Annotated in this window: 20 protein-coding genes; 12 read left to right on the forward strand and 8 right to left on the reverse strand. The window is 54.4% G+C overall.

The window, feature by feature from the left end:
- Position 1: 1 nt before the first annotated feature.
- Positions 2-667, reverse strand: coding sequence for a GntR family transcriptional regulator (locus ACR0MI_RS17480; protein WP_170611112.1), 666 nt, complete (start codon positions 665-667; stop codon positions 2-4).
- Positions 668-733: 66 nt separating this feature from the next.
- Positions 734-1,096, reverse strand: a complete 363-nt coding sequence (locus ACR0MI_RS17485) for a YciI family protein (RefSeq protein WP_170611109.1) — start codon at positions 1,094-1,096, stop codon at positions 734-736.
- 84 nt (positions 1,097-1,180) lie between these two features.
- Here ACR0MI_RS17485 and ACR0MI_RS17490 point away from each other — a divergent pair, with 84 nt between their 5' ends.
- From ACR0MI_RS17490 to ACR0MI_RS17530, 9 genes are all read left to right on the forward strand, one after another.
- Entirely contained in the window at positions 1,181-2,065 is an 885-nt protein-coding gene (locus tag ACR0MI_RS17490; RefSeq protein ID WP_170611106.1) for a fumarylacetoacetate hydrolase family protein, read from the forward strand.
- On the forward strand, positions 2,062-2,727 hold the full coding sequence (locus tag ACR0MI_RS17495; RefSeq protein ID WP_170611104.1) for a malonic semialdehyde reductase: 666 nt from the start codon (positions 2,062-2,064) through the stop codon (positions 2,725-2,727). Before ACR0MI_RS17490 ends, ACR0MI_RS17495 begins: the two co-directional genes overlap by 4 nt.
- 147 nt (positions 2,728-2,874) lie before the next feature.
- Positions 2,875-3,948, forward strand: a complete 1,074-nt coding sequence (locus tag ACR0MI_RS17500; RefSeq protein WP_170816908.1) for a C4-dicarboxylate TRAP transporter substrate-binding protein — start codon at positions 2,875-2,877, stop codon at positions 3,946-3,948.
- A 30-nt stretch (positions 3,949-3,978) separates the two neighbouring features.
- Positions 3,979-4,530, forward strand: coding sequence for a TRAP transporter small permease subunit (locus ACR0MI_RS17505; RefSeq protein WP_480855031.1), 552 nt, complete (start codon positions 3,979-3,981; stop codon positions 4,528-4,530).
- Positions 4,527-5,831 (forward strand): TRAP transporter large permease, encoded by a 1,305-nt coding sequence (locus ACR0MI_RS17510; RefSeq protein WP_010437378.1) that lies wholly within the window; start codon positions 4,527-4,529, stop codon positions 5,829-5,831. The genes ACR0MI_RS17505 and ACR0MI_RS17510 overlap by 4 nt, the downstream gene beginning before the upstream one ends.
- A gap of 10 nt (positions 5,832-5,841) precedes the next feature.
- Positions 5,842-6,708: a dioxygenase family protein gene (locus ACR0MI_RS17515; RefSeq protein WP_170611094.1), complete on the forward strand. Its 867-nt coding sequence runs from the start codon at positions 5,842-5,844 to the stop codon at positions 6,706-6,708.
- A 12-nt stretch (positions 6,709-6,720) separates the two neighbouring features.
- Positions 6,721-7,536: an amidohydrolase family protein gene (locus ACR0MI_RS17520; protein ID WP_480536037.1), complete on the forward strand. Its 816-nt coding sequence runs from the start codon at positions 6,721-6,723 to the stop codon at positions 7,534-7,536.
- Complete coding sequence (locus tag ACR0MI_RS17525) at positions 7,533-7,910, forward strand: hypothetical protein (protein ID WP_170611089.1); 378 nt, start codon at positions 7,533-7,535, stop codon at positions 7,908-7,910. Before ACR0MI_RS17520 ends, ACR0MI_RS17525 begins: the two co-directional genes overlap by 4 nt.
- Before the next feature lie 41 nt (positions 7,911-7,951).
- The gene (locus ACR0MI_RS17530) at positions 7,952-9,037 is read left to right on the forward strand and encodes a cytochrome c peroxidase (protein ID WP_170816909.1); all 1,086 of its coding nucleotides are present in this window, start codon (positions 7,952-7,954) and stop codon (positions 9,035-9,037) included.
- Here the strand turns inward: ACR0MI_RS17530 and ACR0MI_RS17535 are convergent.
- On the reverse strand, positions 9,024-10,187 hold the full coding sequence (locus tag ACR0MI_RS17535) for an aminotransferase class V-fold PLP-dependent enzyme (protein ID WP_170611081.1): 1,164 nt from the start codon (positions 10,185-10,187) through the stop codon (positions 9,024-9,026). The two genes, ACR0MI_RS17530 and ACR0MI_RS17535, sit on opposite strands and share 14 nt — an antisense overlap.
- A gap of 167 nt (positions 10,188-10,354) precedes the next feature.
- Between ACR0MI_RS17535 and ACR0MI_RS17540 the strand changes: the two genes are divergently transcribed.
- Positions 10,355-13,198 carry an FAD-binding and (Fe-S)-binding domain-containing protein gene (locus ACR0MI_RS17540; RefSeq protein WP_480855034.1) on the forward strand — a complete coding sequence of 948 codons (2,844 nt, stop codon included), beginning with the start codon at positions 10,355-10,357 and terminating at the stop codon, positions 13,196-13,198.
- A gap of 9 nt (positions 13,199-13,207) precedes the next feature.
- The gene (locus ACR0MI_RS17545) at positions 13,208-13,882 is read left to right on the forward strand and encodes a GntR family transcriptional regulator (protein WP_170611075.1); all 675 of its coding nucleotides are present in this window, start codon (positions 13,208-13,210) and stop codon (positions 13,880-13,882) included.
- A gap of 42 nt (positions 13,883-13,924) precedes the next feature.
- Here the strand turns inward: ACR0MI_RS17545 and ACR0MI_RS17550 are convergent, their stop codons facing one another.
- The 5 genes from ACR0MI_RS17550 to ACR0MI_RS17570 are packed head-to-tail and all read right to left on the reverse strand — an operon-like array spanning position 13,925 to position 18,625.
- The gene (locus tag ACR0MI_RS17550; protein ID WP_170611072.1) at positions 13,925-15,001 is read right to left on the reverse strand and encodes an Ldh family oxidoreductase; all 1,077 of its coding nucleotides are present in this window, start codon (positions 14,999-15,001) and stop codon (positions 13,925-13,927) included.
- On the reverse strand, positions 14,991-15,863 hold the full coding sequence (locus ACR0MI_RS17555; RefSeq protein WP_480855036.1) for an ABC transporter permease: 873 nt from the start codon (positions 15,861-15,863) through the stop codon (positions 14,991-14,993). The genes ACR0MI_RS17550 and ACR0MI_RS17555 overlap by 11 nt, the downstream gene beginning before the upstream one ends.
- A complete protein-coding gene (locus ACR0MI_RS17560) occupies positions 15,860-16,669 on the reverse strand; it encodes an ABC transporter ATP-binding protein (RefSeq protein WP_170336353.1) in 810 nt (269 codons plus the stop codon). Before ACR0MI_RS17560 ends, ACR0MI_RS17555 begins: the two co-directional genes overlap by 4 nt.
- On the reverse strand, positions 16,666-17,694 hold the full coding sequence (locus tag ACR0MI_RS17565; RefSeq protein WP_170383461.1) for an ABC transporter substrate-binding protein: 1,029 nt from the start codon (positions 17,692-17,694) through the stop codon (positions 16,666-16,668). The genes ACR0MI_RS17560 and ACR0MI_RS17565 overlap by 4 nt, the downstream gene beginning before the upstream one ends.
- 58 nt (positions 17,695-17,752) lie before the next feature.
- Complete coding sequence (locus ACR0MI_RS17570; RefSeq protein WP_480442362.1) at positions 17,753-18,625, reverse strand: fumarylacetoacetate hydrolase family protein; 873 nt, start codon at positions 18,623-18,625, stop codon at positions 17,753-17,755.
- A 183-nt stretch (positions 18,626-18,808) separates the two neighbouring features.
- Between ACR0MI_RS17570 and ACR0MI_RS17575 the strand changes: the two genes are divergently transcribed.
- Entirely contained in the window at positions 18,809-19,489 is a 681-nt protein-coding gene (locus ACR0MI_RS17575) for a FadR/GntR family transcriptional regulator (protein ID WP_170611065.1), read from the forward strand.
- Positions 19,490-19,602: the final 113 nt, after the last annotated feature.

The raw sequence follows: 19,602 nt of genomic DNA on the forward strand, positions 1-19,602 counted from the left end.
TTCAGGACTCCATCTGACTGCTCAGGTACTCACCCGTTCGGCGGTAGTGGTTGAGCAAGTGCCGGGTCGCGCTGTCTGCATCGTGGTTGAGTGCGGCATCCAGGATTTGCTGGTGTTCGGCAGCGATATCGCGCTTTTTGTAACTGGGCCCTCCCGCCGCCAGATAACGATAGCGAATGTTGAGGTCATAAAGCTGCGAGCAATACCGTAGCAGCAACGGCAGTTTTGCATTTTCCAACAAGGCCATATGAAACACTTTGTGGGCGTCTTCGAAGTCTGGTGCACTTTTTTGACTGGCCTTTTTCATATGGTGATGCCGCAAAACAAGCCTGTCCTCCCAAGCTCCATCTGCATTAGCGATGGAAGCGCGCAGCGCTGTTTCCTCGAGGTTGCATCGGAGCGACAGTATTTCCTCGAAGTTGGATTTGCTGACTGGCGCCGCCCGAAATCCGCGCTGATCAATCCGTTCGACCAGCATGTCAGACGTCAGGAGGCTAAGCGCCTCCCGAACCGGGCTTGCGCCCGTATCCAGAAGGCCACGGAGTTGTTCGATCTTGAGCTTCTGTCCGGGCGGCAACTCGCCTGTGAGGATCATATCGCGCAGCCGTCGATACGCACCATGAGTGGCTGATTTCTCTTTGCCCTCGGTATCAAGCATGACGTCCATATCCGACTTTTCCTCTTTGAATGCGCAATCTTTGAAGTGCTTTTAACTGAGGGCGCTTGTTCCGGTCTATAGACCGACTGTCAGGTTCAGTGAGCCTTCGTTGATCATCCAGCGCCGAAGAACAAAACTGCGCGCACCGCTTTTATGCATCGGGTCGTCCTCGGCTAGATTTCGAGCGGCCTCAAGGCTGTCGGCGCGGTAGATGATCAGGCCCATTCCCTGCATATGCTCACCGGTTTCATCCGACATTGGTCCGGCAAAAGCCAGCTGACCCGAACGTTCAAGCTGCGCCTGATATGCCAGGTGATCAGGAAGTGACGCCTTCACGTCTTCGGGCGCTTTGGCAGGCGTGCTGTGTGCAACGTAAAGCTCCAAAGCAAGTGCGCCGCGGCTCTGTGCTTCTGATTTGTAGTCTGCCCAGGCAACCATCTGCGCCCTCCAATAAAATCGATATTAATTGACATATGGCAAAATAATCGGCAAAAATCAAGCAAACTGATATGGATGACGAAAATGAAATACCTAGTGGGAGAGACTTTAGAAGGTACCGCGGTGTTTGCCGTGAACGGCGAAAAAGCAGTAAATTTAACGGCTTTGGACTCTGGTGTCGGCACAGATCTGATGGGGTTGATTGCCGATCCTGGTTTGAGCGACTCACTGGCCGATAAAATCTCAGCAGCGGTGCCTGTGCCAGTCTCGACTATCACGCCGGCATTGCCGGTGGCCGCCCCCGGCACCATTGTTTGCATGGGATTGAACTATACCGACCATATCAAAGAAGGTGGATACGACATTCCCGAGTACCCCACGCTATTCATGCGCGGAAAGAACTCAATCATGGCGGCTGGCAAACCCATGGTGCGACCGGCGGCTTCCGAGCATTTCGATTATGAAGCGGAATTGATGCTGATCGTTGGGAAACGCGGTCGCCATATCTCGGAAGAAAAGGCGCTGGATCATGTGTTTGGTTATACCGTTTTCAACGATGGTTCGGTGCGGGACTATCAGCGCAAAACGGTTCAGTGGACACCGGGTAAGAACTTTGACGAAACGGGCGCAATTGGCCCCTTCACCGTGACTCAGGATGAGTTGCCTGAAGGCGCTTCGGGCCTCAAGATCGAAAGCCGCGTTGGCGATGAGGTTCTTCAAAGTTCGAATACCGCCAACATGATCTGGGGTGTCCGCCAGGTGATCGCGACAATTTCGGAATTCATGACCCTGGAACCGGGAGATCTGGTTGCATTGGGAACACCGCCGGGCGTGGGCCACGCCAAAAAACCCGACCCTCGCTGGCTGAAGCCGGGCGAAACCGTTGAAGTCGAGATCGAAGGTATCGGCGTCTGTTCCAGCCCGATCGTGGACGAAAAAGACAACAGGTCAAAGGTGGCAGCAGAATGAGCGCACCGACCGGGGCAGAGCTGGAGGCACTTCGCGCCAAGGCGCAGCAAGATCATCGCGAACTGCGCGCGCGAATTCCTCGTCTGTCGGATGACGCAATCGCCTTGATTCTGCGCGAGTCCCGGTCGCACTATGCGTGGACAAACAAGCCGGTTTCCGACGCGTTGCTTGAAGAGATTTACGACATCACGATCAGCGGCGCGACCAGTATGAATACACTGCCTGCGCGGTTCATTTTCGTGAAAAGTGCCGAGGGCAAAAAGCGGCTTGCCAAGTCTTTGAAGCCAAAGAACGTGCCAAAGATGATGGGCGCGCCAGTCACGGCCATAATTGCCCACGACATGGAGTTCTGGAAGGAACTGCCCTTCCTTTTCCCACACGAAGATCGCCGGCCGTTGTTCGAAAATAATCCCGATTACGTGGCCGACACGGCGTTTCGCAATGGTACGCTTCAGGGCGCCTACTTCATGATCGCGGCACGGGCCGTTGGGTTGGACGTTGGTGCCATGTCAGGCTTTTCGAACAAGATTGTCGACGAGGAGTTCTTTGCAGGAACCACCCTCAAATCGAACTTTCTGTGCAATCTAGGTTACGCCGATGAAACGGGTTTGTTTCACAAACTGCCGCGATTTCCGTTCGACAGGGTTTGTTCTTATGCATGAGGAAATGACGCAAGTGGGCGGCCAATCGGCCACGTACTTTGCCGTCGCAATGCTGCGCAAATCCGTTGGTGTGGAAAGGACTGACTGCCGGGGTTCAAGGCGAACAAATAAAGGGCAACAAGATCAAACTTTCTGGGAGGAGAGATAATGAAAAACTGGACCAAGTGCAGTCTACTGGGTGTTGCCGTGGCAAGCACTATGGCACTGTCAGTCGCAGCGGAAGAGACCATTTCAGCTGTCGTAATTGATGGTTACCCAGACCGGGCCTTGTGGGTGAAAGAAATCACAAACTTCTTTATTCCTGAAGTGGATAAGCGGTTGGCAGAGTCCGGCAATTACAAGATGAACTGGCAGGAGAACTATGGCGGTTCTATTGTAAAACCCAAAGGTGTTCTGGAAGGTGTACAGTTGGGTTTGGGCGACATTGGCATCGTCACAACCATCTTCCATTCGTCCAAGCTGCCCAGCCAGGGGATCTCGGGCTCGACACCATTCGTCGCGTCGGATGCTCGTGCAGTGGCCAAGGCAGTTGACGAAATCGCGCGAGAATACCCGGCTATGCAGAATGAGTTTGCTGCGCAAAATCAGGTTTATCTGGCGACGGGTGTTGTGCTCGACACATATCAGATGTTCTGCTCAGAGCCGGTCGAGAAAGTTGCAGATCTTGAAGGACGCAAGATCGCGGGTGCCGGCCTGAACTTGCGCTATCTCGAGGGTATCAAGGACGCGGCGGGCGTACGCGGAGGCCTCACTGATTTCTACAACATGGTTCAAACCGGCCTTGTCGATTGCGTAATGATTTGGCCGGAAGCTTCCAAGACGTTCAAAATCGTCGAAGTGGCCCCTTACATGTTGAAGGCAGACCTTGGTGCGGTGAATACAAAAACAGTCACCGTCAATGCCGACTACTGGGCGAGTCTGCCCGATGAGGTCAAAGAAGTACTACAGGCCGTGGCTATCGACTACCGTGACCACGTGGCAGGTATTGCAATGGATCGAGCCGCTGCGTCGCGAGATGCATTTGTAGAAGCTGGCGGATCGATCATTGAAATCTCGGACGAAGACCGCGCTGCGTGGGCAAATGCGATGCCCAATGTTGCGCAGGAATGGGCTGCAACGCTGAATGAGAACGGCGAGCAGGGCACAGATATGCTGGCCGCTTATCTCGGCAAGCTTCAGGATGCTGGTTTCACTGGTGTGCGGGACTGGACGGCCGAATAATCGTTCGGCGACCCGAGAAAGGGGCCAGACATGCTGAAGACCGCAGTTGCCGTCCTGTCGCGGGTCGCCAATTCGCTTGCTATCGCCGCCAACGCATTGGGTACGCTTGTCGTCCTAGCGTTGGTGGTCATTCTGAATGTTGACGTCATTGCGCGGGGCCTGTTTTCGGCCCCAATGCGCGGAACCTACGAGATGGTGCAATTCTCGGTCGTGATGATCGTGTTCCTGCAGCTGGCCGACGTTGTCAGAGTGGATCGATTGACGCGCTCAGATGGGTTTCTGAACCTGCTACACCATCGTCGCCCCGGTCTGACAGCCAACCTGAGGCGCATCATCAACGCCATTTCGGCAATCTTCATGGCCTTGATCGCCTATGTAACCTATCCAGAGTTACTTCACATGTGGGAAACACAGGACTACTTCGGAGTGCCCGGTCTTTTCACATTGCCTTGGTGGCCGGTCAAACTGGTCATCGCGTGCGGTACTGCGCTTGCCTGCGTGATCTTCCTGCTCAAGGTCGTCACGGCGCAGGACCGCCCGCAACTTATTCGCACCCCAGAGCATGACGAGGCCGCAGAATGACGCCGATTGAGATTGGCCTGATCTCGGTCGTTGCCATAGTCTTTCTGATTTACGCGGGCGTCTACATTCCGATTGCTTTGGGCGTGGTCTCCTTCGTGTCGATCTGGCTGATGCGGGACAACTTCACGCTTGCGCTCAACCTGCTGAAGGTTGCGGTGGGCGACAGCGCGATGGAATACAGTTTCGCGACAATCCCGCTGTTTACCTTTATGGGCCTCATCGTTTCAAAAGCGGGACTAGGGAGGGATATTTACGAGGTCATGACCATGCGATTTCGCAAGGTCAAAGGCGGTATCGGAATGGCGACCGTCGGAGCAAATGCTGTGTTTGCGGCCGTTACCGGGTCGTCCATTGCGTCCGCATCAGTGTTCACCAAGGTCTCGGTCCCGCAGATGATGGCGCAGGCATATAATCCACGTTTTGCGGTTGGGGTTGTGGCCGGGTCGTCGGTTTTGGGGATGATTATTCCACCCTCGGCGATGCTGATCATCTATTCCTTTGTCGCCGAACAGTCCGTAGGGGACATGTTTCTGGCGGGAGTAATACCCGGTATCATGCTGGCAATAGCTTATGTGGGCGCGATCTGGTTGATGGGCCGTTTTACACCTGCATTTGTGGGCGGCCGGGTCGTCGAAGACACCGAATGGATGTCCGGGCGCGAGATCGCATCCAAGACCCTGCCCACATTGTTCATTATCACGGTAGTGCTCGGTGGCATTTACACAGGATGGCTAACCGCTGTCGAGGCGGGTGCCGCCGGGGCTCTGGTTGCGCTCGTGATCGCAGTCGTACGCAAGTCCATGACACCAAGAGCGTTCTGGGACGCGTTGCTGGAAACCGGTCACATTACAGCGGCGATCTTGTTCCTGATTACGGCGGCTTCGATCTATAGTCGCATGCTGGGGCTGGCCGGGCTGCCCAATCAGTTGCAGGATTTGCTCGCGGGAAATTCCGCGTCCTTTTGGTCGATCATGCTGCTCTACGTTCTCTTGATGCTTTTTCTGGGAACTTTGCTCGATACAGCGTCCATCATTCTGATCGTCGTCCCGCTGTTCCTGCCTATGGCCGAAGCCCTGGACATGTCGTTGATCTGGTTTGGCATTATCACTGTGGTCGGCGCCGAAATCGGGCTTTTGACCCCGCCTTTGGGCATATCTTGCTTCGTCATCAAATCGACGATCAACGATGACCGAATATCGCTCAAGGATGTGTTCATGGGCGCACTTCCCTTTGCGTTCGTGATGCTGATCGTTCTGTTTATTCTGATCGAGTTCCCGATCCTCAGCCTTGCCCTGATTTAAGGAGGCACAGATGCGCTCTGTCACCAAAGATAATATCACCGACGTGTTCATGGGATACCTGTCCAAGGACACCGATCCGCGGATGCGCGAAATCATGGGGTCACTTGTCAAACACCTTCATGACTTCGCGCGCGAAACCAACCTGACGCATGACGAATGGCGAGCTGGGATTGCGTTTCTCGAGGGCTGTGCCGCTGTGGAAACCGAGGACCGGCACGAGTTTGTGCTGGCGTCGGACGTCCTGGGCCTGTCTTCTTTGGTGGACATGCTGCATTCAAGTCCAGACGCAACAAGTTCGTCGGTGTTGGGCCCGTTTCATGTATCCGGCGCACCTCCGCTGCCCATGGGTGGGGATATGAAACGACACTACGGCGGGCCGGTTCTGCTTGCTGAAGGCATCATTCGAGACACAGCGGGCAATCCAATTGCAGGAGCAGAACTCGACATCTGGCAAACGGCACCCAACGGCCTCTACGCCAGTCAGGATGAAGAACAGGACACCTACTCTTTCCACGGGTTGATGACAGTTGGTGACGATGGCAGATACGCGTTCACCACAGTAAAGCCAGTTGAATACACTGTGCCGTCTGACGGGCCAGTTGGCGATATTCTGCGTGCTTGCGGTCGCCATCCGTGGAGGCCCTCACACCTGCACTTTATCGTCAAAGCCCCCGGCTATCGCTCACTCGTGACCGAGATTTTTCCGGACGACGATCCCTATCTGGATCAGGATACGGTCTTTGGTGTTCGAGACGATCTGGTGATGACGTATGTTGAACGACCAGCTTCGGAATTTCCCGATGACATGGCACTTTCTGGTAGGATCACTGAACCTTACCTGCACGTGAATTTCGACGTCACGCTTGCTCGGGACTGAACGCTATGGAGGATGCTTGAAGTGCTAAAATACATATTTATTGTATGTGCAGCGCTAGTCAGTGGAGTGGCCATCGCCGATGAGCGACCGATTTTCGATGCACATATTCACTATAGCCATGATGCCGTGAAACTGGTTCCGCCCGAACAAGTGGCCAAAATCCTGCGGGATGCAGGCGTGCGGAAAGCCCTGGTTTCCAGCTCGGATGACAATGGTACTCAGCTATTGTTGGCCGCAGCACCAGATATCGTTGTTCCGGCACTGCGCCCTTACCGGCGTCGCGGTGAAATCAACACCTGGATGTACGATGAAACCGTAATCGACTATTTGGAAGCAAATCTGGCCAAGAACGACTACGAAGCCATCGGCGAGTTTCACGCTTACGGAGACGACATTAAGACGCCGGTTATCCAGCGCATGATTGCACTGGCGAAAGAGCGGAACCTCATTCTACACCACCACGGCGATCGAGAGGCAGTTGACCTGATCTTCGAAACCTGGCCTGAAGCTCGGGTACTGTGGGCACATTCTGGCTTTGACGATCCAGGAAAGGTTGTCGACGCTTTGAATGCGTATCCCCGGCTTTGGGCCGATCTGGCGTTCCGTTCCGACATGGTCTCGCGGGGCCGTGTCGATCCGGATTGGCAAGCTGCGTTCGAAGCGCATCCTGATCGGTTTATGGTCGGTACCGATACATTTGCGCCGGAGCGCTGGTATTACGTCGGCCCGCATGCAGATTTTTCACGCGAATGGCTGGATTTGCTTCCAGACCAGATAGCGGACAACATTGCCTATGCCAACGCAGAACGATTGCTGGCAACAAAATGATCCGCTGGCTCGTCTGGTTTCTGGTATCTTCCGGCGCTGCCGTCGCTTGTGAGGCGACCGGGCAACGGATGGGTTCGGAAATTCAGAACGCGCCTGCTGTGCATGTGACTGTCAACGAAATTCCGTTGGCTCAACCGTTTTCAATACTCCTCACTGTGTGCAGCGAAATTGCCGTGAGTGATATGCGCGTCGATGCAATCATGCCTGCTCACCAACACGGGATGAACTACCTTCCAGTCGTCACTGCAAAAGGCGACGGTGTGTTCCGTATTGATGATATGCTGTTTCACATGCCGGGAATGTGGGAGCTTCAAGTGGACGTCGAATACAACGGGCAATCGGTATCCTACACCTTTGACATTGCGCTGAAATGAAGTTGTGGGTGACAGCTGCGCTAGTCTTACTGACGAGTTCGGTGCGTGCAGAAGTCCTATTGTCAGAAGACGAAATCCAACAAACGCTGTCCTTTGGGCCGTGGCCACCATCATTCCAACCTGATCCAAGCAACAAGGTTTCAAACGATCCCCGAGCGATTGCGCTGGGCGCAGCGCTTTTCGACCATCCGGTGTTGTCGATTGATGGTGCATTTGCCTGTGCAAGTTGTCACGACCCCGAGCAGGCACTCACCAACTCCGAGGCACGAACATTCGGTCGCGTGATTTTGGATCGGAATACGCCATCTCTGCGAAATCTGGCAGGTCTGCGATGGTACGGGTGGGGCGGAAAGAGCGATAATCTGTGGGCTGCCAGCTTGCATCCGATCATTGAAGAACAAGAGATGGCGCACAGCAAAGAAAGCCTAATGAGAGCCATTTCCGAGAGTACGTACATTGAAGATTTTGAGGTCATTTTTGGCGATGTTCAAAGCCAAGACACAGAGCAGGTCTTGGTAAACATTGCCAAAGCCCTATCGGCTTATCTGGAAACGCTGGTAACCGAGCGGACACAATTTGACGATTTTCGCGACGCGTTGGAGCGCAGCGATCTGGCAGAGGCTGCGAACTACCCCGAAGCTGCCCAGCGAGGGCTTCAGCTCTTCTTGGGGCGCGGGAATTGCGCGTTCTGCCATAATGGCCCGAGATTTTCCAACAACGAATTCCACGACGCGGGCGTGCCATATTTTCTGAGTGAAACCGAAGTTGACGATGGCCGGTTCGGAGGGCTGAACTTCTTGCTCTCCAGCCCTTACACATTGGACGGAGACTGGACTGACGATCCGGAAAAGCAAGGCGCGTGGGCGGTCCGAAATGTACGAAGGAGCCATTCCGATTTTGGAACCTTTCGTACGCCCAGCCTTCGAGGTGTGGCCGAAACCGCCCCCTACATGCATGACGGCAGCCTGGATGATCTGGACGCCGTGGTCCGACACTATAACGAAATTGATATAGAAAGGCTTCACGCCGATGGCGAAGCCATACTCTCTGAACTGAATTTATCCGAGCAGGAGATTGCAGACCTGGTTGAGTTTTTGGAGACTCTGTCCGGCGTTACGCGGCCTTGAGATACTCCAATGCAGCCTGAGTACCGCCTGTAGTGTGCGGCACGCCGCTTTTGGCGAGTCCCATTTCTACGCCTGAGAGTGTGGCCATCAACATCAGGTCGTTGAAATCGCCCAAGTGACCTATTCGGAATACCTTGTCGGCTACTTTGGATAGACCATTTCCGAGTGAGATATCATAGTGCTCCAGCGCCGTCGCACGAAAGGCATCAGCAGAATGTCCCTCAGGCACTTTGACAGCGGTCAGTACGCCTGACTCCTGACCTTGGCGGGCACACAATACCTCAAGCCCCCATGCTTGCACGGCAGCTCGAGTCGCGGCTCCGTGGCGGGCATGACGAGCGAATACGTTCTCCAGCCCCTCCTCGTGCAACATATCAATGGCCTCATTCAATCCATAGATAAGATTGGTGCTAGGGGTATAAGGGAAGAACCCTTTCTGGTTCAGCTCGACCATATCCTGCCAATTCCAATAGCTGCGTGGCATGGTCACGGATTTTGAATGTTCCAGAGCACGATCGCTCACAGCGTTGAAGCTGAGCCCCGGCGGTAGCATCATCCCTTTTTGCGAACCGGAGACACAGACATCTACGCCCCATTCGTCGAACCTAAGATCGATCGATGCAAGGCCAGAGATTGAATCAACCAAAAGAAGGGCAGGGTGTTTCGCCGTGTCTATTGCCCTGCGCACTTCCTCAATAGGCGAGACTGACCCGGTAGAGGTTTCATTGTGGACGACGCATACCGCCTTGATCTCGTGCTGACTGTCCGCGCGCAAGCGGTCTTCTATCTGATTGGGGTCCGCACCGCCACGCCAATCCCCTTCAATCAACTCTGGCTGTAACCCAATTTTTTCAGCCAAGTTGCACCACATGAATGCGAAATGTCCTGTTTCGTACATGAGAACATTTCCGCCCGGCGATACTGTGTTCACAAGCGCAGCTTCCCACGCGCCTGTACCGGATGAAGGGTAGATAAAGACGTTTTGTTCCGTCTTGAAAATTGTTTTCATCCCAGCGAGGGCTTTGTGGCCTACTTCTGCAAAATCTGGCCCCCGGTGATCGATGGTCTGCATGCTTATGGCCTTCAGGATGCGTTCCGGCACGGCACTTGGCCCTGGGATTTGCAAAAAATGTCTGCCCGCCTGGCGCATCTGAATTGATCCTTCCGCTGGCGCCGAAACAGTGGCGCAATTACCTATTGGCAAAAGTTAATTATGAATTCATTATTCAGTCAACGGTGAAGTGAAGCTTCTAATTGGCTAGTTGGGAAGGGAAGGCGAACCCGATGCTTGAGAATGGATCGTTGCATCGCCGACTGATGTCTGACGTCCAAGGCGAGGTGATGGCTGACCCGGCATCACGCGCACGATACTCGACTGACGCTTCGATCTATCAGATGATGCCGGACGCCGTGGTCATTCCCCGAAACAAAGAGGACGTGCAGGCCGTGATGTCTGTAGCGCGCGACGAAGGATGCTCCGTTCTTCCGCGCGGCGGCGGCACATCGCAATGTGGGCAAACGGTCAATCAAAGCGTTGTCTTAGACAACACCAAGCACTTGAATCGTGTTCTTGACGTGGACGTTGAGAACCGTGTCGCGCGTGTTCAGCCCGGCGTTGTTCTGGATCAGTTGAACCAGTCACTAAAGCAATATGGCTTATGGTTTCCCGTAGACCCCTCGACCGCGTCGCGTTGCACGCTTGGAGGAATGGCCGCCAACAACTCTTCTGGTGGAAAATCCCTGCGCTACGGGATCATGCGCGATAACGTCCGTGCAATAAGTGCAATCCTCAGCGATGGTATGGAAGCACGGTTCAGCGCCGATACGACGGCATCTGGCGATTATGCCGATCTTGTTGGGGACATGCGTGCTCTGGGGCGTCGCGAGGCTGCGGAAATTGACGCCCGGTTTCCCAATCTCCAGCGTCGTGTGGGCGGGTATAACATCGATGCGCTTGTCGGCAACGACGTCAACATGTCTCATTTGCTAGTGGGGTCAGAAGGCACTCTGGCCTATTTCGCTGAATTGGAACTGAACCTTGCTCACTTGCCGGGCGAGAAAGTTGTCGGCGTGTGTCATTTCCCGACGTTCCGTGCTGCGATGGAGGCAACACAGCACCTCGTGACGCTCAAGCCGCAGGCGGTAGAATTGATCGACGACACCATGATTGCGTTGGGGAGAGATATCCCATTGTTCCGCAGTACGATTGAGGCGTTTGTAGAAGGCAGCCCTGAAGCGTTGTTGTTAGTGGAATTTGCTGAGGGTAGCGCTGACGCCAATGCTGCAAAGCTGGTCGAGCTATCGCAACTGATGGGAGATCTCGGGTTTGATTTCAGTGGGACTGAAAACCGTTGGGGAGGGGTTGTATCAGTTACTGATACCAAACTGCAAAACTCGATCGCCGAATACCGAAAATCCGGGTTGAACGTTATGATGTCGATGAAAGAGGCCGGCAAGCCGATCTCTTTTGTGGAAGATTGCGCCGTCCCGTTGCCTGATCTCGCCGATTATACCGCTGGCCTGACCGAAATTTTTACCCGGCACGGCACAAAAGGGACATGGTACGCGCATGCCTCAGTCGGGTGTCTACATGTTCGTCCTGTCCTGAACATGCGGCAGGACAAAGACGTCCGGACAATGAGGGCGATTGCCGAAGAGACCTTTGATCTAGTCAAGAGATACAAAGGGTCTCATTCAGGCGAACACGGTGATGGGATCGTGCGATCAGAGTTTCATGAAAAGATGTTCGGCCCTCGCATCTTTTCCGCGTTTGAACAGGTTAAGGCCCGGTTTGACCCTGCCGGGCTAATGAACCCCGGCAAAATCGTGCACGCGCCTGCCATGGATGATCGCCGCCTATTCCGCTACAGCCCGGACTACTCAGTTCCTGAATTCGAAACGGCGCTGGACTGGTCCGCTTGGCCGGGTGCCGGAGGAGGATTTCAGGGTGCCGTCGAGATGTGCAACAACAACGGTGCGTGTCGCAAGCTCAAGGGCGGAGTAATGTGTCCTTCCTTCCGTGCGACGAGAAACGAGCGTGATGCCACACGTGGGCGGGCAAACACGTTGCGTTTTGCCATCAGCGGGCAGTTGCCGGGTGGTTTAACTTCAGACGCAATGCAGGACACGATGGAATACTGCGTGTCTTGCAAGGCTTGTGCGCATGAATGCCCGACTGGCGTCGATATGGCCCGCATGAAGATCGAAGTACTTTCAGCAAAGCGCAAAAAAGACGGGCTGACATTGGCTGATAAATTAATAGCTTATCTGCCGAGATATGCGCCAAAAGCTGCAAAATTCGCGTGGTTATTGAATGCTCGGAACAAAATTGGGCCCTTGCGTACGCTGTTGGAGAAACCAACTGGAATTTCGGCGCGACGTGACCTGCCAGTGTGGTCCTCCGACCCGTTCCGGGATGTCGAGGCCCAAGACACAGATCCGCAGGTGCTTCTGTTTGCCGATGTGTTCAACCGATATTTCGAGCCAGACAATCTGCGCGCCGCTGTCCGGGTTCTGCGTGCGCTAGGGCTTCGGGTTGCCATAGCAAGAGATGACCAAACAGGAAGGCCGCTGGATTGCGGGCGCACTCTTTTGGCCGAGGGTTGCGTGGAAGAGGCGCGTCACGAGGCACAGCGTGTGATTGACGCGACGCGAGAAGCAGCTGCACAGGGCATACCGGTAGTCGGTCTCGAACCTTCTTCTATCCTCACATTCCGGGACGAATTTTTGGCTCTTTGTCCGGGGCGGGATGCGGAGTTGCTATCCAAAGCCTCTCATACCTTTGAGGAGTTTCTGGCCAAACAGCCGGATCTGCCTCTCAAATCGGTAGATCGCCCCATTTATGTGCATGGTCATTGCCACCAGAAAGCACACGATGTCGTTACACCGATGCTCAACTTACTTAAGCGTATTCCCGCATCACAGGTTCACATGATCGAAAGCAGTTGTTGTGGTATGGCCGGGGCGTTTGGATACGCGCCCGGCACTATTGATGTCTCGATCAAGATGGCGGAACTCGACCTGTTTCCAGCATTGGAGGCGGCGCCTGCGGATGCAATTGTTGTGGCGGATGGAACATCATGCCGCCACCAAATCGCCGAAGGTACGCAGCGCCAAGCGATGCACGTCGCGCGCCTGCTGGATATGGTCCTTGAATATTAGGATGTGGATATGAACCTGACGGATAGCATTAATCGCCCGACCCTACATGAAGAGTTGGTCGAACGCTTGCGCAATCTTGTCGTCGAAGACGTTTTGAAGCCGGGTGAGAAAGTGCCCGAGAAACAGCTTTGCGACTCATTGGGTGTTTCCCGGACACCATTGCGAGAGGCCCTAAAGGTTCTTGCATCCGAAGGCTTTGTGGTGCTTCAAGCCAACCGGGGTGCCCGTGTCGCGAGTGTTACGAGGGAAGAATTGGAAAACACGTTTCCAGTGCTCGCAGCGCTTGAGCAACTGGCGGGGGAACTAGCGTGTCAGCAAATGGACGTTGCGGAAATTCAACGGATTGAAAGTAGCCACAAGGATATGCTGAGCGCGTACGAAGCGCGTGATCGACAGGCGTACTTTAAAGCCAATCAAGACATCCATCAGGCACTTATAAAGGGCGCGCGAAACGACATACTGGAAAACCACCACAAGCTTTTGGCCGCGCGGGCCCGCCGTGCACGTTTTTTGGCCAACTTGTCGGACGAGCGTTGGGCACAGGCAATTGACGAACATGAAACCATGACGGAGTTGCTCAAGGCCCGAGATGCAGATGGGCTTGGTAAGGCAATGAAAATTCACATGATGAACAAACTTTCGGCGCTTGTAAAAGCGCTGAAGCCAGAAGTGACGCCTCGCTAAACCCTGGTCAAAAGTGCAGTCCGGCTTCCCTCAGATATGCCGCTAGTCAGTGTTAACATCAGGAAACGGGGGAGTCAGTCCACAGTACAGGGCGAGATTGTTGAGGTCTCGGCAAAGAGCGGGGTTGAGGCTTACACCGTCTTTGCGACGGGCCTCAGCTGCAGCCGTTTTTCCGTCTCCGGGCAGGCGTACCGGGTCATGACCGGGCAGGGGGGCGGATGCGCGCATTTCAGAGAAGACGCGGGCTGCATTCGAAGCAAAGTCTTTTTCCATTCCAAAGGCCGCCGGATCAAGCGCCATTACGAATTGCCCTGTGTTTGTGGGTGAGGTTGTGTCTGATGTGAAGTTGACTACGTCAGAGCCGAAGGCAGCGCCGTTCAAGACTCCGGCCATCAACCCTATGGCCACGGAAAGGCCGAAACCCTTCGGACCTCCGATCGGCAAAAGAAACCCTTCTGATTTGCGGGCAGGGTCCGTTAACGGATTGCCATCACGCCCAACCATCCAACCTTCGGGCATAGGTTCGCCTTGCTGCAACAGGGTCTTGATCTTACCCATCGCGGCAACTGTCGTCGCCATATCAAACACAAACGGGTCGGGGCCATCGGCAGGTGCAGAGAAAGCGATAGGATTGGTGCCAAGAAGCAAGTCGCTTCCGCCATAGGGCGGAACGTGGTTAGCACTGCCCACCGCTGCGGCCATGCCAAGCATTCCAGCTTCGGCTTGTGGGCGCACATAAAGTGCCAAAGGTCCAGCATGATTGCCGCGCCGAACACCGACCCATCCGATACCTGCCTCTTTCGCCTTTTCTATCGCAAGATCTCGCGCTGCCGACATAGCCAAATGCCCAAGGCCGTCATCGCCGTCAATCAACGCGGTTGCGACGGTTTCATGTTCAATAGTGACGTTGGGCGTGGCATTGCAACCGCCACCTGCTAATCGGGCAAGGTACTGGCGCAGGCGAAAAACTCCGTGAGTGCCGTAGCCGAATATGTCGGCCTCAACCATCAGCGAGGCCACCTTGACCGCATCGGCTTCTGGCACACCTTTCGTTACGAGCGCGCTTGCCACAAATTCACGCAAGGCTTGGCAATTTATCTTCACAGGCTCAGAAGTCATCTCTGCCAACCTGCTCTTTGTGCCAGAACACCAGTTTTCGCTGTGTCCAAACCACCGTCGCAAATACAGCGAGACCAACGAGACTTAGGTACAGGATCAAGGAGAACACGCGCGGAGTATTGAGCTGCGATGCCGCAACACGGATCAACTCACCAAATCCCTTACCGCCCCCCAGGAACTCTCCTGTGATCGCGCCTGCCATAACACCAACTGCTCCGATTTTGAGGCCGGTGAATATCTGCGGCAGACCGGTTGGCAGCTTCATCTTGATCAATGTCTGCATCCGGCTGGCGCCCATCGTCTTGAACAACATGCGCGCGTTTTCGTCGGCGGCGTGAAGTCCGGCCGCAGTCCCAACCACGATTGGAAACGTCGCGATAAAGGCCGCAAGTGCCACCTTGGATTCAATGCCGAAACCCAACCAAGCCACAAAAAGAGGAGCGAACGCGACTTTCGGCATCGTATCGATAGAAACCAAATAGGGCATTACTGCCTTCTCGCCAAAGGCTGTTTCGCCAACCAAAACACCCAGCGAAAATCCGATCGCGATTGCCAGCGTAAAACCATAGATGACCTCTTTGATGGTAATCCACAGTGCCCCAAGCATGTAGCCGCCGGTCAAAAGGTTTTGCCCCACGAAGATCATATCTTTGAGGGTCTCCATCGGCGTCGGTAGAATGATCGGAGAGACCAGCCTAAGGCTGGTTACAATTTGCCAAGTTCCGACAAAAACCACGAAGACAAAGGTCATCGCCAGCCAGCGAGGAACCGAGTCGGTAAAGTGAACCTTCTGCTCCCATACAGTGTCTTCTGAGTGGGCAGCGTCTTTTACGGAAGGTGAGTAATTCTGAACTTCGCTCACATTTCTTCTCCCTTATCAAGGAGGCTGCGAATGTAGTCTACGATAGCGCCGAATTTGGGTGTCGTCATCATGTCGAGTGTTCGTGGGCGTGGCAGGTCGACCTCGACGATTTCAGCAATCCTGCCTGGGCGCGGTTTCAAGACGACGATTTCGTCAGACAAAATAACAGCTTCCTGAATTGAGTGCGTCACAAGAAAAGCAGTCGCATCCTGTTCCCTGCAAATCCGCTGCAATTCCATGTTCATCATGTCGCGTGACAACTCGTCGAGCGCGCTGAACGGTTCGTCCATCAATAGTACGGCTGGTTCCGTGATCAGCATTCGGCAGATCGAAGCGCGTTGTGCCATACCGCCTGACAATTCGTTCGGATATACGTTTTCGAACCCTTGCAAACCTACGATGTCCAAAAGTTCATGCGCCTTGGCCATAGCTTGCTTGGCCGCCGCTTTTCCATCGCGGATCTCAATTGGCAAGACGATGTTTTCCACCGCTGTTTTCCAGGGGAAAAGCGTCGCTTGCTGAAACATCATACCGATGTCCCGGCGGGTCCCAGTGACTGGTTGCCCCTGAAGGATTACACGCCCTTTGGTGGGCGGGATCAGACCCGCCATGATCTTTAGTAGAGTTGACTTTCCGCACCCGCTGGACCCGATGACAGATGTGAAGCTTCCTTTCCGAAGCGTCAGATTGATGTCCTCGAGAGCGACAACAAGATTGCGTGCATAGGTCTTGCTTACATGGGTCAACTCATAGACCGGCGTGCCCAAAGGCGCGCCGGAAAACTCATGTGTGACTACAGCGTTCATTTGCTGACAGCCGCGTTGCCGATGGCAGCAAACTCGTTGGTCCAAGCAGCGCTCAGGTCATCCAACGGCCCTGGGATTTCGCCCCCTGCAACAAGTGCGTCTTGCCATTCCTGCCAAACTTCGGCGGGGTACCATCCCAGGCCATTGCTCGGATCCGCCGCGATAGTTTTCGAGCGTACGGCATCGAAAAGTGCTGACTGGAACTCCTTGTCCTCGCCTTCCTGCGGGTTGCCATCCGCCAAATGCTTCAAAACAGCTTCACGGTTGGCATCATCCAGTGCAAATGCATGACCACGTGCGAACGCGCGGCTCCAAGCTTCGACCAATTCACGGTCGTTGGCGATTGTGTCAGCCATTGTGGCGATGCCGTTACCGAAGAAACGCCCGAACTCCGCAGGCGTGATGTCACGCACCGCCATTCCGCGCTGGTTCAGAATTGCCGTGTCAGCCGTCGAAGCAGAGTAAGCGTCGATTTCGCCGTTTAGGAAAGCCGCGGTCGCCGGGCCACCGTCGCCGACGGTAAGGAAGGTAAAGTCTTCACCCTCTTTCATGCCTGCTCCGGTCATCACGTTACGTGCAAAGCCGACTTCTGCGCCATCGGCCGTGCCTGTTCCGATAACTTTACCTCGAAGCTCTTCAACACTTTGGATGTCAGAGTCTTCTGGCACGGCTATGCCAAAGTTGCTGCGTGCCGCAACGTTGTAGATGTGTACGGCATCTACATCCCGCGACCGTGCGGCAATTAAGGGGCCAGGACCGGGGCGACCGAAGTGAGCCTGCCCGGCGGACAATGCTTGAAGCACGGCTCCTGAGCCGTTGATCGCCTCGACGGTCACATCCAACCCTTCATCAGCGAAATAACCTTCGCCGATGGCGACAAAAACCGGAAATGAATTGATTGCCGAAGGGCTTGGCTGCACGAAGGTAATTTTACGCAAGTCCTGCGCAAAGCCCTGTGTTCCTAGTGCTCCTGCTACCGGAACCGCCGAAAGCAAGGACGCTGTGAAAGTCCTTCTGTTCATCATTTTAGTCTTCCTCCCTTGCATGGTTGGCAACCCGCAGATTCAGCTATGCAGGAGCCACTTAAACGACGCGCACGGTATTCCTGAGCGTGCCGATTTCTGAAATTTCACAAACCACAGTGTCCCCGTCTTTCAGGAACTGTGGTGGGTCCATGGCGTATCCGACACCAGACGGTGTGCCGGTCGCGATTACGTCGCCAGGTTCCAGGGTCATACCTTCTGAAAGGGATGCGATCAGCGTTGGAATGTCGAAAATCATGTCCGACGTCGATCCGTTTTGGCGCTGTTCGCCGTTGACTGTTAATCCGATTGATAGAGCGTGCGGATCGCTGATTGTATCAGCGGTCACTATGAAGGGGCCCAATGGGCAAGACCCATCTAAACCTTTGCCTTTGAAATACTGCCCACCATGTCGGCGTTGAATGTCGCGTGCGGTGATGTCATTGAGAATCGTATAGCCGTATACATGGTCGTATGCGTCAGCCTTGGCTATGTTTCGCCCCGGTTTTCCAATCACAACTGCCAGTTCAACTTCATAGTCAATGGCTTGTGAGACTGAGGGGAATATCAGAATGTCTGCCTCTGGCGCCACAATCGATGTCGGCGGTTTTGTGAAGAAGACCGGATGCTCTGTTACGCCAATTTTTTGGTTTTGGGCACGTTCGCCCTCGGCGATGTGTTCAGCATAATTGCGCCCGACACAGAAAACGTTCTTACGCGGGGAAGGAATTGGTGCCAGAAACGGCACGTCATCCGGGACCAGTGCGTCGTTTAGATTACCCGTTTCGGCCGATGAAACGAGGGTTTTCAAAACGCCAAGTGTTTCTTTTCCGCCTGCGATCAGATGCTGCATTGAACCTGCGTCCAGCGCTTCGCCAAGCACTTGCGCTGCGCGCAAAACGTCCAACTTGCCGCCATCGTTTAGTATTGCCACGCAAACGGCGTGGCCCTCTACGGAAACAGTTGCTAACCGCACTCGGCACTCCTCCCTCGTGCTTGTGTCAAGACGTGGTCACGGATCCTGTCCGGCGACTCGTTTCTTGCTTTCCTCTTGCCCTTGAGTTTTTTCCGACTTGGCGTTTCAATCAATCAACCAATCGCCAAATTGGGTGGAGATATGAGTGCACCAACCGAACTCGCGCACCGCGTACGCGACCTGATTAACAATGCCGGATATAGGCATAACGACAGGCTCCCACCTGAACGTGAGCTGTGTTCAAAACTTGGGACCACTCGCAATCAGTTGCGAAGAGCGTTGGCAGAGCTTGAGGCCCAGGGGCTAATCTGGCGTCATGTGGGGCGGGGAACATTTGTTGGATCCAGGCCGGTTCTCAACCTCACCGATGTAACTTATTTGGGCAACCAAATTAAACCTGAACAGGTTGTATCCGTTAGATTTACGATCGAGCCGCAGCTTAGCCGCCTCGCAGCGCTCCATTCCACACGTTCCGATCGTGAGCAAATGAGGCTATGCGCGGACAAATGTCGTACCGCAGAGGATTGGCGCACGTACGAAGCTTGGGACAATAATTTGCATTACGCTATAGCCCGCTCCACTCGTAACCAGCTCTTTTTATACTTCTTTGAGACTTTGAATTCGGTTCGAAGATCGATTGTTTGGGGGCAGCCACGCGAAACTTTAAAGCCCGCAGAAGACTATTCCAGCTTTAGCGAACATGATGTGATCGTGTCTGCCATAGCAAAAGGCGACTGTGAGCTTGCGGCCAGTGCCATGGTGGATCACCTGAAATCGGTTTATTCGCGGGTGCTGCCTACGAGCATCCAGTCCGACAGCTGAAGTAGCGCTGGCGCCCAACCAATTCGGGAAATGGTCGGGGCAGATTGTAGCCGTTGGTCTTGCAAAACAGCCTGAATTTTGGCGATGACTTGGTAAGCCGCCGCGTCCGTTTG

The sequence above is a fragment of the Ruegeria sp. D4 genome (genome assembly GCF_056534475.1).